General features: G+C 72.1%; 12 protein-coding genes and 1 pseudogene. 7 read left to right on the top strand and 6 right to left on the bottom strand.

The features are described from left to right. Positions 1 to 7: 7 nt before the first annotated feature. The 3 genes from ACIA47_RS29025 to ACIA47_RS29015 are packed head-to-tail and all read right to left on the bottom strand — an operon-like array spanning position 8 to position 2,618. On the bottom strand, positions 8 to 538 hold the full coding sequence (locus tag ACIA47_RS29025; RefSeq protein WP_396711504.1) for an acetyl-CoA carboxylase biotin carboxyl carrier protein: 531 nt from the start codon (positions 536 to 538) through the stop codon (positions 8 to 10). Next, on the bottom strand, positions 535 to 2,283 hold the full coding sequence (locus tag ACIA47_RS29020; RefSeq protein WP_396711503.1) for an acetyl-CoA carboxylase carboxyltransferase subunit alpha: 1,749 nt from the start codon (positions 2,281 to 2,283) through the stop codon (positions 535 to 537). The genes ACIA47_RS29025 and ACIA47_RS29020 overlap by 4 nt, the downstream gene beginning before the upstream one ends. Then, on the bottom strand, positions 2,280 to 2,618 hold the full coding sequence (locus ACIA47_RS29015; protein ID WP_396711502.1) for a TcmI family type II polyketide cyclase: 339 nt from the start codon (positions 2,616 to 2,618) through the stop codon (positions 2,280 to 2,282). Before ACIA47_RS29015 ends, ACIA47_RS29020 begins: the two co-directional genes overlap by 4 nt. A 425-nt stretch (positions 2,619 to 3,043) precedes the next feature. Between ACIA47_RS29015 and ACIA47_RS29010 the strand changes: the two genes are divergently transcribed. From ACIA47_RS29010 to ACIA47_RS28995, 4 genes and pseudogenes are all read left to right on the top strand, one after another. Continuing rightward, complete coding sequence (locus ACIA47_RS29010; RefSeq protein WP_203120711.1) at positions 3,044 to 3,841, top strand: BTAD domain-containing putative transcriptional regulator; 798 nt, start codon at positions 3,044 to 3,046, stop codon at positions 3,839 to 3,841. 130 nt (positions 3,842 to 3,971) lie between these two features. Next, positions 3,972 to 4,319, top strand: a pseudogene (locus ACIA47_RS29005) (TcmI family type II polyketide cyclase); the annotation flags it as partial. A 94-nt stretch (positions 4,320 to 4,413) separates the two neighbouring features. Then, positions 4,414 to 5,763: an FAD-dependent oxidoreductase gene (locus ACIA47_RS29000; protein ID WP_396711501.1), complete on the top strand. Its 1,350-nt coding sequence runs from the start codon at positions 4,414 to 4,416 to the stop codon at positions 5,761 to 5,763. Positions 5,764 to 6,071: 308 nt separating this feature from the next. Next, positions 6,072 to 7,094 (top strand): hypothetical protein, encoded by a 1,023-nt coding sequence (locus ACIA47_RS28995; RefSeq protein WP_396711500.1) that lies wholly within the window; start codon positions 6,072 to 6,074, stop codon positions 7,092 to 7,094. A 236-nt stretch (positions 7,095 to 7,330) separates the two neighbouring features. On the opposite strand, the gene ACIA47_RS28990 is transcribed toward ACIA47_RS28995, so the two are convergent. Both ACIA47_RS28990 and ACIA47_RS28985 read right to left on the bottom strand, forming a co-directional pair. Next, the gene (locus ACIA47_RS28990) at positions 7,331 to 8,047 is read right to left on the bottom strand and encodes an isocitrate lyase/phosphoenolpyruvate mutase family protein (protein WP_396711499.1); all 717 of its coding nucleotides are present in this window, start codon (positions 8,045 to 8,047) and stop codon (positions 7,331 to 7,333) included. A 299-nt stretch (positions 8,048 to 8,346) separates the two neighbouring features. Further along, positions 8,347 to 8,649: a GNAT family N-acetyltransferase gene (locus tag ACIA47_RS28985; protein ID WP_396711498.1), complete on the bottom strand. Its 303-nt coding sequence runs from the start codon at positions 8,647 to 8,649 to the stop codon at positions 8,347 to 8,349. A gap of 131 nt (positions 8,650 to 8,780) precedes the next feature. Here ACIA47_RS28985 and ACIA47_RS28980 point away from each other — a divergent pair, with 131 nt between their 5' ends. The 3 genes from ACIA47_RS28980 to ACIA47_RS28970 all read left to right on the top strand — a co-directional run bounded on the left by ACIA47_RS28980 (position 8,781) and on the right by ACIA47_RS28970 (position 12,940). Beyond that, a complete protein-coding gene (locus ACIA47_RS28980) occupies positions 8,781 to 9,476 on the top strand; it encodes a DUF1223 domain-containing protein (RefSeq protein ID WP_396711497.1) in 696 nt (231 codons plus the stop codon). A 40-nt stretch (positions 9,477 to 9,516) separates the two neighbouring features. Next, on the top strand, positions 9,517 to 9,915 hold the full coding sequence (locus ACIA47_RS28975) for an MmcQ/YjbR family DNA-binding protein (RefSeq protein WP_203120716.1): 399 nt from the start codon (positions 9,517 to 9,519) through the stop codon (positions 9,913 to 9,915). A gap of 157 nt (positions 9,916 to 10,072) precedes the next feature. Beyond that, positions 10,073 to 12,940 carry a glycosyl hydrolase gene (locus ACIA47_RS28970; protein ID WP_396711496.1) on the top strand — a complete coding sequence of 956 codons (2,868 nt, stop codon included), beginning with the start codon at positions 10,073 to 10,075 and terminating at the stop codon, positions 12,938 to 12,940. A gap of 94 nt (positions 12,941 to 13,034) precedes the next feature. Here ACIA47_RS28970 and ACIA47_RS28965 read toward each other — a convergent pair. Then, the coding region (locus ACIA47_RS28965) for an endo-1,4-beta-xylanase (protein WP_396711495.1) at positions 13,035 to 13,660 on the bottom strand (626 nt) is incomplete at its 5' end.

The following is a 13,660-nucleotide window of genomic DNA, read 5'->3' as shown; positions in this document are numbered from 1 at the left end:
CGCGCCGTCATGCCGGGTCCAGTTCGACGAGGGGCTGGTCGTACTCGACCGGCTGGCCGTCCTCGACGAGGATCGCGGCCACCCGGCCGGCCCGGTCGGCGATCACCTCGTTCATCAGCTTCATCGCCTCGACGATGGCCACCGGCTGGCCGGGGCGGACCAGGTCTCCCACCGCGACGAACGGCCGCGCGCCGGGCTCCGGCGCCCGGTAGAAGGTGCCGACGATCGGTGCCCGTACCGCGGCGCGCCCAGGCACCGGCGGCCGGAGCACCGCAGGTGGGACGCCGGGCGCCGGCACGGCCGCCGGTGCCGCCTCGGCCCGGGGCAGGGGTACGTCCGGTCGGGTCGCGTCCTCGGGGTGCCACTCGACCTCCAGCACCGCCGGTCCGCTGCGCAGCCGGATCCGGCGCACCGGCCCGGCCAGCTCGGCGATCAGGTGCTGCGCCTGCCGGCGCAGTCCGGCCAGCGCCTCCTCGCCGTCCATCCCGACGTCGTCGGACGCGTCGACGGTCGACAGCGACCGGTCGCCGGCGGTCATCGCAGGCCCGCCCGGGCGCCGACGCGGTTCGCGCCGAACCGTCGGAAGCGTTGCCGGCGCAGGCGGACCAGCATGGCCGGCGGCACGTCCAGCAGCGGCAGAAGGTTGGCCAGCAGGGCGGCGCGCAACCGGTGGGCGGTCTCCGCCGGGTCGTCGTGCGCGGCAGTCGACGGCTCCGACACGACCTCGTCGACCACCCCGAGCCGGCGCAGGTCGGGCGCGGTCAACCGCAACGCGCGGGCGGCCTGCGGCGCCGCGGAGCGGTCCGGCCAGAGGATCGCCGCACACCCCTCGGGGCTGATCACCGAGTAGACCGCGTTCTCCAGCATCAGCACCCGGTCGGCCACCGCCAGCGCCAGCGCGCCGCCGCTGCCGCCCTCACCGGTGATCACCGCGAGCACCGGGGTGGGCAGCACGGTGAGGGTGAGGATGTTCTCGGCGATCGCCGCCGCCTGGCCCTGCTCCTCGGCGCTCACCCCGGGGTCGGCGCCGGGGGTGTCCACCAGGGTGACCACGGGCAGGCCGAGGCGGGCCGCGAGGCGCATGAGCCGCAGCGCCTTGCGGTGCCCGGACGGGCTGGCCATACCGAAGTTGCGGGCGACCAACTCTGCGGTGGTGTGCCCCTTCTGGTGGCCGATGACCATCACGTGCCGGCCGGCCAACCGCGCCACCCCACCTACGATGGCCGGACAGTCCGCGCCGAGCCGATCGCCGTGCAGCTCCACGAACCCGTCGAAGACGGAGTCCAGGTAGTCCAGCGTGGTGGGTCGCCCGGGGTGCCGCGCCATCCGGACGGTGTCCCACGCGTCGCGTACCGCCGGGGTGCCGGCGTCTCCCTCGGCCGCCGGGTCCGTCGGCCGCGCCAGGACCGCGCCGTCGTCGGCGAGGCGCTCGCGGTGCGACGCCGGCTCCTGCCGGGGTACGGGCGAACGCGCCGGACGGCCGGCGCGGGTCGCGGCGAGCAGCGCCATCAGCCGTCCGCGCAGCGAACGGCGCTGCACCACCATGTCGACCTGCCCGTGTCGGAGCAGGAAGTCGGCGGTCTGGAAGCCCTCCGGCAGGGCCCGCCCGGTGATCTGGCGGATCACCCGGGGGCCGGCGAAGCCCATCCGTGCGCCACTCTCGGCGAGCACCAGATCGGTGTTGGTGGCGAACGAGGCGGCCACCCCGCCGTAGGTCGGGTCGGTGAGGACGCTCACGGTGAGCAGCCCCGCCTCGCGCAACGCGGCGATGGCCTGACTGACGGTCGCCATCTGCATCAACGACAGCGCGCCCTCCTGCATCCGCGCCCCGCCGGAGGCGGTGATCAGGACGAGCGGGGTGCGGTCGTCCAGCGCCCGTTCGGCCGCCCTGGTGACCAGCTCGCCCACCGCGCAGCCCAGGCTGCCACCGAGGAAGCGGAAGTCCATCACCGCCAGGGCCACCGGGTGCCCACCGATGGTGGCCGTGGCGCAGACGACCCCCTCGGCAAGACCCGTGCTGGCCCGCGCGCCGGTGAGCCGGTGCGGGTACGGCAGGACGTCGACGAAGTCGAGCGGGTCCGCCTCCGGCAGCCGGTCGGGCAGCAGGCGCAGCGAACCCGGGTCGACCAGTTGGCGCAGGCGTTCCGGCGCGCCGAGTCGGGCATGTTCGCCGCACTCCGGGCAGACGTCGAGGTTGCGGCGCAGCCGTTTGCGGTAGAGCAGGCTGGCGCAGCCGGCGCAGCGGGACCAGAGCTGCTCCTCGCGTGGCGCGGTGGCCGTCACGACCGCCGCCCGACGTCCGGGGCGTCGAACCGGTAGAAGCACCGCGCCATGGCGTCGCGCGGCGAGCGCCAGGTCGACAGGTACGGCGACACGTACGGGCGCAGGCGGTCACTGACCCGGATGAACTCGGGATGGTCACGAGCGGCCTCCACCGCACTCTCCGCCGGCTGCGCGGTCTCGAGCAGGTGCACATAGAGGTCGTGCAGTCGGTACAGCGAACGGTGCCGGACACCGACCAGGCGCGGCAGCTCCGTCGCGTCCGACTCAGCGAAGATCTCGGCGACCCGCTCCTCGGCGGTCGGATCCACCTTCGCGACTATCAGCGATCGGTCCATACTGGGCCTCCCCCCACAGCGTCCGGCCGGCGACGGGTGGCCCCCGGACGCGCTGGACGACTGCCGACACGATGCGCCGATCCTCGTCACGGCGGCGTCACCGCGCCGGGTCGGTCAGCGACGGATGATGGTGACGCTGCGTTGACGCAACCTGTGTATCAGCTATGTGCCGAGCGTGCGCCACGCGCTAGTGTTTGTGCAGTTCAGAACCGATCTCGGGTTGGCTGTCACTGATAGAAGGTCCACGCGGGCGTTGACGCAACGTGACCGCTATTGATAATCTTCAGCGTGGTCAGTCCGGCGGCCTCGGCAGGCGGGGCCGCGCCCGACCACGCCGCGATCGGCGGGGTCGACAGTGGCGTCGAGGGCAACCGATCCGGGACACAGCAGACAGTCGGGACGAGCGTTCCGCAGGGGGTGCCGCCGTGGCCGCTGATCCGTCCGTGCCGACCGCCGGAGACCCGCCCGAGGAGGGCGTCTCACTGCACCTGCTCGGAGGCTTCCGACTCCTCCGCAAGGCGGTGCCGGTGGTGGTGCCGCGCGGGCTGCAACGGGTGATCGCGCTGATCGGGCTCCGCCCCGGCGCCACCCGCAGCCAGCTCGCCGGGCTGCTCTGGCCCGACGCGTCGGAGGAACGGGCTCTGTCCTCCCTGCGAACCGCCCTGTGGCGGCTGCGACAGGACCCGTGCTGCCCGATGACCGTGGACAGCGACACCGTACGCCTCGGCCCGGCGGTCCGGCTCGACGTGGACGACCTGGTCGGCACCGCGGCCCGAGTCCGGGACGGCGACGACCCGCGCACCGCGGCCGGGGCGCTCGCCGCCGGGCGCCACGACCTCCTGCCCGGCTGGTACGACGACTGGGTGCTGCTGGACCGGGAACGCCTGCGCCAACTCCGCCTGCACATGCTGGAACAGGTGGCCGGGCACCACCTGGCCGCGGGGCGGCACGGCGAGGCCCTCGAAGCCGCGCTGGAGGCGATGGCCGCCGAGCCGTTACGGGAGACACCACACCGACTGGTGGTCCGCATCCACCTGGCCGAGGGCAACGCCTTCGAGGCCGTCCACGCCTTCTACGTCTACCGGGACCTGTTACGCCGGGAGCTGCGGCTGGAGCCGAGCCCCGCCATGAGCGCCCTGCTCGACGACACCCTCGCCCCGATCCGCCAGGCCAGCCGGGAGGCGGTCACCGACCGCCCGTCGCCCGTCGTTCGGCGTACGTGACGGCGGTGCCCGTCACCGCCCGGTCGGCGTACGTGACGGTGATGTGACAGGCGCTGCGGCACGGTGGGCGCACAGAGCACGTGGCACCGATCCCCGAGGGGTCGGGCAGGCCACCGGCGGAAGGGGTCCCATGAGTCGTCTACTGATCGTCAGCCGGATCATCCCGGGAGCGGAGGGGCGGGTCGCGCAGATCTTCGCCGAGTCCGACGCCACCGAACTGCCCAGCCTGACCGGTGCCACGCACCGATCCCTGTACTGCCTGCACGACCTGTGCGTACACCTGCTGGAGACCTCGGACGACGTCGACCCGGACGCGCTCGCGGCGGCCCGCAACCACCCGCTCTTCCGACAGGTCAACGAGCGGCTCTCCGCGCACACGTCGCCGTACCTGCCGACCTGGCGTTCCCCCCGGGACGCGATCGCCGGCTGCTTCTACCGGTGGGACGCGGCCGAGGCGCCAGCAGCGCGCCCGGCCGGTAACGACGCACCGTCTCCGCGCCCAGCCAGCACCGACGCACCCGCTGCGCGCCCGGCCGTTACCGAGGCGCCCGCCGCCCACCCGGCCGGCTGACATGTCCGCCGCGCCGCCGCACGTCCTGATCATCGGCGCGGGCACGGGCGGGCTGTGCCTGGCGCACGGCCTGCGCCGCGCCGGGGTCGGCGTCGCCGTCTACGAACGGCACCGCGACCGCGCCGAAGGGTTGCTCGGCTACCGGGTCGGCATCGGCCCCACCGGTAGCCGAGCACTGCGGGAGTGTCTGCCCCCGGAGCTGTTCGCCACCTTCCTGGCCACCTGCGCCCGGCCGCCGCACTACTTCAACGTCGTCACCCAGGGGCTCCGCCAGACCGCGTCGTTCGCGCTGCGGCCGAGCGCCGACCCGGTACGCACCGAACATTCGGTGGCCCGGATGGTGCTGCGCCAGGTGCTGCTGACCGGCCTGGAGGACGTGGTGCACTTCGACAAGACCTTCACCCGGTACGAGCAGCGCGACGACGGCACGGTCACCGCGCACTTCGCCGACGGCACCAGCGCCACCGGCGACCTGTTGGTGGCGGCCGACGGCACCCATTCCGCCGTACGCCGCCAGTACCTGCCGCACGCCGTCACCCGCGACGCCGGGACGATCAACATCGCCACCCGGATCCCGCTGAACCCGCACACCAGGGGTCTCATTCCGGAGCGGGTCCAGCAGGGAATCTCGCTGATCTTCGGCGTCGGCGGGATGATGGGCGTACTGCACGTCATGGAGTTCAAGTGGGACGCCGAACGCGCGATCAAGCCCGGCGTCAGCGAGCCCGACGCCGCCCTGATCCGGGACTGGCCCGGCCTGGCCCACGACACCACCACCGACAACATCAACCTGATCATCTGGAGTGCGGCCAACCGGTTCCCGGCCGACATCATGCAACGCCGCGGCGAGGACCTGGTGCAGGTCGCCCTGAACCTCACCGCGAACTGGCACCCGCACCTACGGGAACTACTCGCCCACGCGGACCCGGCCAGCGCCCTACCGATCAAAGTGTCCACGTCCGAACCGGTGCCGCCCTGGAAGAGCAGCACCGTCACCATGCTCGGCGACGCCATCCACACCATGACCCCGGGTCGGGGCGTGGGCGCGAACACCGCGCTGCGCGACGCCCGCCTGCTCTGCGCACAGCTCAGCCGCGCCACCGCCGGCGACAAAACGCTGCTCCAGGCGGTCGCCGACTACGAGGCCGTGATGGCGCCGTACGGCTTCGCCCGGGTCGCCGAGTCGTTGAACCGCAGCGGCACCAGCGGCGACGACCGGATGTACCGACCGGTGGTGGGTCGGCTCGCGCTGCTCGGCGCGCGCGGCTACTTCGGAGTCACCAGCCGGGTACCACGGCTCCGCCGCCGGTTCGTCGACGACTTCCACACCTACGAGGGTGACCGGGACTGAACCCCGCATCGCCCGACCCGGGCCCGGCGTCCCGCGCCGGGCCCGGGTCTTATCGTGTCCGGAGCGCTCGGCCCGACCGATCCATGTCGGACCCGGTCACATCGGGTCGGATTTGGCGTGATCGGACGACGCTGTGTCACGCGGCGGGCACCGGCTGAGGTGGCTGGCACACCGGCAACGCTGACGGCCGATCCTGCCTGTCGTCGGCAATACGCGTGTGCGAAGCTGCGGCGAGTTTTTCTCGTGACTTTTCCAACTTGATGAGAGGGAGGTTCGCCGTGGCGTGGTCTTTCGGACACTCGCTGATAGTGGTACTGGCACTGTTGCTGGGCCTGGCCGCCGGGTGGCTGCTGCGCGGCCGACGGGGCGTACAGGGCAATTCGATTGTGGATGGTGACCCCGTCGCCGGTCTGGCCGTGATCACCACGCCAACGCCGGCTGCCACCACCGACGAGGCCCAGCCTGCGGCCGCCGTCGACCCGGCACCCACCGCGGTCGCCGACGAGCCGGTACCGGTCGACACGGTCAGCGCGCCAGCCGCGCTGACCGAACCGGACGGTCCCACCCCGGTGCCCGTGCCGGCGGAGGCTCCGAGCACCGTCGACCCGGCGGACATGGCGCTGACCGAGGACCCGCCGGCCGTACCGGCCACCGAGCAGTCCGACGCCGCTGAACTGCGGCAGGAGCCGGGGGTGGACTCTGCCGCCGAGCCGGTCACGGTCGAAGAGCAGCCCGTCCCGGCGGCCGTGATCGCTCCCCGCCAGCCCGCGGACGACCTCGCGCCGGCCGACGCGGCACCGCTCGACACGACGCCGGCCGACGACGCGGCGGCCTCCGTCGGCGCGTCCGACGATGCGGAGCCCAAGGCCACGGCGATCGACCCGGCAGAGGCACAGACGACCGCCGAGCCGATGCACTCCGACTCGGTGAACGCCGAACCGGCGCAGGCCGAGTCCGCAGTCGACGCTGCGGAGGCCGAGCGGTCGGCGGTGGCCGCGCCTCCGGTCCGGCCGGTCAGCACCGCGACCCCTCCGGTCCGTTCGGCCGCCGACACGACGATCAGCAGCGTCGACGCCGACCCGACCGGCCCGGCCGACGATTTCCGCCGGATCCAGGGGATCGGGCCGAAGATGGCGGCCGCGTTGCAGGACGCTGGCGTGCGCACGTACGGCCAGCTCGGCGAGTTGGACGAGCCGGCACTGCGCGACCTGATCCGGGCCGCCGGCCTGCGCGCCGCACCTGGGCTGGCCAGCTGGCCGCAGCAGGCACGCGTGCTCGCCGGCGCCGGCGACGAGATGGCAGCGGTGCTGCCCAGCGGCAACCAGGCCTGACCGCCTGCACTCGAGCCCCCGGCAGCCGTCCACCGCGACGGCACGCCGGGGGCTCGGCCGTAGCTGCCGAAACTCCTCCGACGCCCACCGCGCCGGTGATCGACTCGGCATTCAGGAAACCGCGATCCACCCGACCGGTACACCCCGACTTCCAGGAACCCGAGTCGATCACCCCGCCAGCGGCCGCCCACCCGCGCCCACGCGCCCGGTCACCGTCGCGGGGGTGACGTTCAGGCTCAGGCGCGCAGCTCGGCCGCGAGGTCGCCGATCGACGCCATCGCGTACCGCTGCATTCCTGGACCGAAGGTGATGCGTGTGGCGCCCTGCCGGCCCAGCTCGGCCACAGATTCCCGGTCCGGTCCGGCGGCCATGTTGATCGGCCCGGAGATGCCGTCCCGAAGCTGCGGGAGCACCTGCGGCGGTGCCAGGATCGGGTAGACGCAGTCGGCGCCGGCAGCCACGTACAGGCGGGCGCGTTCCACCGCGTCGGCCGGATCGCCCGTCCCGACCAGGAAGGTGTCGACGCGGGCGTTGATGAAGAGAGCGTCACCCGCCTCCGCGCGCACCTCGGCCAGCCAGTCGGCGTGCCGCCGGGGGTCCTTGAGGTTGGCGTGTCCCTCCGAGTCCTCCAGGTTGCAGCCGACAACGCCGGCCTCCAACAGCCGTCCGACCAGCTCGCGGGGGGCGAGGCCGTAACCGCCCTCGACGTCGGCGGACACCGGAACGGACACGGCGCGGACGATGCGGGCGACCGCCGCGAACATCTCGTCCGGTGGGGTCGCGCCGTCCTCGTAGCCGAGTGAGGCGGCGACACCCGCGCTCGGGGTCGCGAGCGCCGGGTAACCGGCGTCGGCCAGCACCCGGGCGCTGGCCGCGTCCCAGGGGCCCGGCAGAACGAGCGGGTCACCGGCGGCCCGGTCGTGGTGCAGGGCACGGAAGGTGGAGGCGGTCATCGTTGTGGTCTCCCGACGGGCTGCGGAGGGCGGGGCTCAGGCGGTGTGTACACCGTGGGAGTCAAGCACGGCGACGGTGACGTACGCGGCTGCGGGGTTGGTCAGGAACGCGATGGCCCGTGGCGGTCTGGGCGAGACCGGGCACCCCGAGGCGGGTGCCGATGGCGACGTCCGCGTCGGCATTGGCCAGTGCGCAGGACCCTGACCGCCACGGCCCGCACCCTCGCCGCCAAGCTCCTACCGGACGCCTGAACCCGGCACGCCGCCAGAGGACGCCGCACGCCCCCGCAGGACGCCGCTTACTTGATCTTGCGGGTGGACCGGACCACGATGCTCTCGTACTCCGGGTGCTTGACTACCCAGTCGGCGATGAACGGGCAGATCGGCACGACGGTCCGGCCCTTGCTCCGCGCGTCGTTTAGCACGGCCCGCGCCAGCGTCGACCCGACGCCCTTGCCCTCGTACGCCGGATCGACCTCGGTGTGGGTGTAGGCGATGATCGAGCCGGTCAGCTGGTAGGTGACGAACCCGACGACCGCGCCCGCCTCGTCGCGCGCCTCGAAACGCTCCCGCGCCGGCGCGTCTGTCACGGTGAACTGCACTCGACCATCCAACCACCCCACCCGGCGGCGCCTCCCGCGAGGCCGGCAGGGGACGCGACCCCACGCGCATTGTCTCGGCCGAAACGGGAAACGCAACGCCGCCGGGCACCCGTGGGAGGAGACACGCCACCATGACGAACCCATCGACGGACGGCGGCTTCGCCGTCGTCGAGATGTTCACGTCCCAGGGCTGCAACAGTTGCCCTCCCGCCGAGGAGTTGCTGAGCGGGATCGAGCGCGACGCACGGGACCGGGGCCAGAACGTCTTCGCCCTCGGGTTCCACGTCGACTACTGGGACGACCTGGGCTGGCCCGACCAGTTCGCGGACGCGGCGTACACCGCGCGCCAGGAGGCGTACGCCCGCGCGTTCGGTACCCGAGGTCTGTACACCCCGCAGATGGTCGTCAACGGCACCGTCGAGTTCGTCGGTTCCGATCGCCGCCGTGCAGCCGCCGCGATCATGTCCGCCATGGCCTCGACCGCCACCACACCACTGGCGCTCTCCATTGCCAACGTGGGCAATGACCGGGTGATGGTGGACTACCGGACCGAACAGCCGCCGGAGCGCGCGGTGTTGCAGATGGCGGTCGTGGAACGGGACCTGACCAGCGAGATCGCCCGGGGGGAGAACGCCGGGCGGACACTGCGGCAGGACAACGTCGTACGCGCCTTCAGGTCGGTGGGCCTGGACGCCGAGCGGGGGCAGGTGGAGCTGGCGACACCACCTGGTCTCGATCCGCGGAGCGCCAGCGTGGTCGGCTATGTCCAGGAGAACGGCGAACGGGCGATCGTCGGTGCCACGGCCATCGAGCTGTCCACCGCGTAATCTCGGCGCATGGGGATGGTGCGCGGTGCGAGGGGGTTCGGTGGCTGACGCGGACGACGTACGCCGGGTGGCGCTGGCCCTGCCGCACACGGTGGAAAACCCCAGTGACGGCTTCGACTTCCGGGTAGCCGACAAGGGCTTCGTCTGGTCCTATCCGGAGCGGGCACCCGGCAAGCCTCGGGTGATCCGGCTGGACATCGCGGTGCTGTTCGTCGGCGACGAGGCCGAGAAGCAGGCTCTCCTGCTCGGGGAGCCCGAGGTCTTCTTCACCGCGCCCGGTTACGACGGGTTGCCCCTGGTGTTGCTGCGTCTGGCGGCTGTCGACCTGGACCGGTTGACCGAGCTGGTGACCGACGCGTGGCGGATGCGCGTGCCGGACGCGCTGTTGAACGACAGAGAGGGCGAACCGCTGGGCGACCGTGCGGGCGCCGGCAAATAGCGACATCAGCACGCAACGCGTTGGACACATTGACGGGGATCTCGGTACTCCACTACCGTTGCCGAGAGAGCGCTCTCTCACCCGACCTTCCCCCCAATTCAGACGCATAGCGCTGGACCCGGCAAGGGCCGCACCCGGCGCGCGCGATGGAGGCACGATGAAACCTCCCGTCCCCCACCGCCGATGGGCCCTGGCCGCCGCCACCGCGCTGGCCCTGGTCGTCGGCGGCCTCGCCATCCCCGTCACCCGCGCGGCCGAGGCCGCACCCGTCGGCGCCGGCAGCTACACCACCACCCCGGTCGGCCCGCTCCCCAGCGGCTGCGGCGCGATGTCCAGCAACCCCCGACAGTTCGCCACAGCCAACGCGCCCGCCGGGCCGATCCCCACCAACGACTGGTGGTCCTCGCTGCTGTGGAAGCGCACCGACTGCTCCTTCAGCGAACCGCTGCACGCCCACCCGATCTCGTACGACACCTTCGGCGACGGGCTCGGCTTCTCCGCCAACTCCACGCCCGCCATCAGCGGCACCGCCACCGGTGTCGGTGAATTCCACTATCCGTACGTGCAGGACATCCGCGTCGGTGTGGCCGGGCTCGCCGCACCCCTGGTGAAGGCCGACGGCTGGACGGACTGGACGGTCAGCCCGCACTGGAGCGACGGCACGCGCACCATGCGCGCGACCATCGGCCACGGTCTGCCCTTCGCTTACTTCCAGACCACCGGGGGGAACGCCCAGATCAGCACCGCCGGCACCCCGGACGTCTGGTCCAACAGCGGCGCCACCATCGGCTTCCGGGTCAACGGCCACGACTACGTCGGGTTCGCGCCCAGCGGCGCCAGCTGGACCGTGGCGTCCGGCCGGATCTCGTCCACCCTGGCCGGCCGCGGCTACTTCTCCGTCGCCCTCCTGCCGCCCACGTCGAGCGCGACGGAGCGCGCCGAGCTGGCGGCCACCTACGGCCGGTACGCGCACGCCCACGTGACCGGCACCCAGGTCTCGTACGCCTACAACCCCGCGACCAGCGGCCTGACCACCACGTACGCGTTCACCACGACCGCCCGGGAGGGCAGCGCCACGCAGACCGTGGTCAGTCTCTACCCGCACCAGTGGAAGTCGCTGAGTGGTTCCACCGCGATCACGCCGACCTACCCGTCGGCGCGTGGCCGGATGAAGGTGCTCACCGGCGTCACCCAGTTCCGCACCGCCATGAAGTTCCAGGGCATCCTGCCGGAGCTACCGGCCGTCGGCGACGGCAGCGGTGGTGACCTGTCGACGCTCACCGGGCACCTGGCCGCCACCCGCGCCAACCCGATGGACCAACGCGGCAACGACACCTACTGGACCGGCAAGGGGCTCGGCCGGGCCGCGCGGATCGCCGAGATCGCCGACCAGGTCAACGACACCACGACGCGCGACAGCGCGCTGAACGCGATCCGCAGCACGCTCACCGACTGGTTCACCGCGTCCAGCGGCAAGACCAGCCGGGTCTTCTACTACGACAACAACTGGGGCACCCTGATCGGCTACCCGGCGTCGTACGGGTCCGACCAGGAGTTGAACGACCACCACTTCCACTACGGCTACTACATCGCCGCCGCCGCGACCCTGGCGAAGTTCGACCCGGCCTGGGCGGCCACCAGCCGCTACGGCGGCATGGTCGACCTGCTGATCCGGGACGCCAACAACTACCGCCGCGACGACACCCGCTTCCCGTACCTGCGGGACTTCGACATCTACGCCGGGCACGACTGGGCGTCCGGGCACGGATCCTTCGGCTCCGGCAACAACCAGGAGTCCTCGTCGGAGGGGATGAACTTCGCGAGCGCCCTGATCCAGTGGGGGCAGACGACCGGCGACACCGCCGTCCGCGACGCGGGCGTCTTCCTCTACACCACGCAGGCCGCGGCGATCCAGGAGTACTGGTTCGACGTCAGCGACCAGAACTTCCCCGCCGCGTTCGGGCACTCGACGGTCGGCATGGTCTGGGGTGACGGCGGGGCGTACGCCACCTGGTTCAGCGGCGAACCGGAGATGATCCAGGGCATCAACCTGCTGCCGGTCACCGGCGGTCACCTGTACCTGGGCAACAACCCGGCGTACGTGCGGACCAACTACGCCGAACTCGTCCGCAACAACGGCGGACAACCGACGGTGTGGCAGGACATCCTCTGGCAGTTCCAGGCCCTCGGCGACCCCGACGCGGCGCTGGCGAACCTCCGCGCGAACCCGGGCTACACCCCGGAGGAGGGAGAGAGCCGGGCGCACACGTTCCACTGGATCCGTAACCTCGCCGCCCTCGGCAATGTGGACACGACGGTGACCGGCAACCATCCGCTGTCCGCGGTCTTCTCCCGCAACGGGGCCCGCACCTACGTGGCGTCGAACCCAACGGCGACGCCGATCACCGTGACGTTCTCCAACGGCACCACGCTCGCCGTGGGAGCCGGCAAGACGGCCACCACCGGGGCGCACACCTGGAGTGGTGGCAACGCGGCCGGTGGCGTCCCGCCGACGACGCCGACGGACCCCCCGCCGACGACCACCCCGCCGCCGACCCCGGGCAACCCGACGCGGTACCTGCTGCCCGGAGGTGGGTTGGGCGCCGCCGGCAGCGCGGCCACGACGACGGTCGCGGCGGCAAACGGAAACCACGACGGTACGCCCACCAACGCCCAGGTCTTCACGGCGACCGGCCTCAACCTCGCCTACGCCGGCGGGCAGACGGCGTTCGACCTCTTCGTGGACGCCGGGACGGCGGTCGGCAACGGCGTGCAGGTGCGGATCTCCTACGACCTCACCGGCAACGGCAGTTGGGAACGGGTGGAGACGCTGCGCTACTTTGCCACCGACCCGGTCACCGGCTACGAGCACTACACGCAGAACGCCGGCCTGTCCTCGGCCACCGGCACGTTGGGCGCGCTGAGCAACGGCACGGTCCGGGTGGAGGTCTGGTCGGCGATCGGCAACAACCCGACCACGCTGGGCATCGGCAACCAGTCGGTGCTGCGGCTCCCGTACTCCTGATCGACAGGTTCGAACGCGACACGACGTCGGCCGGTGTGGAGGACCAGGATCGGTCCCCCACACCGGCCGACGTCGTGCGGTCAGTCAGTCGCTCTCAGGAGGCGGTGCAGGTGGGCGTGATGCCGGCCCCACTGCCAGTGCCCTGGAAACCGAACTCGGTGACCTGGCCCGCGCCGAGGCGGCCGTTGTAGTCCACGTTGGCGAACCGCACAGTGCCGGTCGAGCCACTGGCCGTCGCGCTCCAGGTGTTGGTGACACTCGCACCACTGGCAAGGGTGACGCCGACGTTCCATCCGTTGGTTCCGGCGGAGCCGGCTGTCACCTTCACGGTGGCCACGAAGCCACCGTTCCACGAGTTCAGTGACACCGACGCCGAGCAACCACCCGTACCCGGCGGCGGAGTGGTGGGCGGCGGGTCCGTCGGCGGGGGCGTCGTCGGCGGCGGGTCCGTGGGCGGCGGCGTGGTGGGGATGGCGGGGCCGGCGTTGAGGGCGTTCAGAACGTTGGTGTACGCGGCCTTCTTGTTGCCGTTGCAGTCGAACAGCAGCGCGTTGTCGGAACCGCGCCACGAGTCGCAGTCCCGTACACCCCACACCGTGATGCCGGTGCAGCGCGAGACGTTCATGCAGGCGCGGGTGACGGCGCCGAAGATGTTGGCCTGGTTGCCGCCGGTCATCACGTCCAGTTCGGTGATCTGCACATCCACACCGAGATCGGCGA

The organism is Micromonospora sp. NPDC051227 (assembly GCF_044455385.1).
GTDB lineage: Bacteria > Actinomycetota > Actinomycetes > Mycobacteriales > Micromonosporaceae > Micromonospora.
This window is presented reverse-complemented; position numbering and strand designations above follow the sequence as displayed.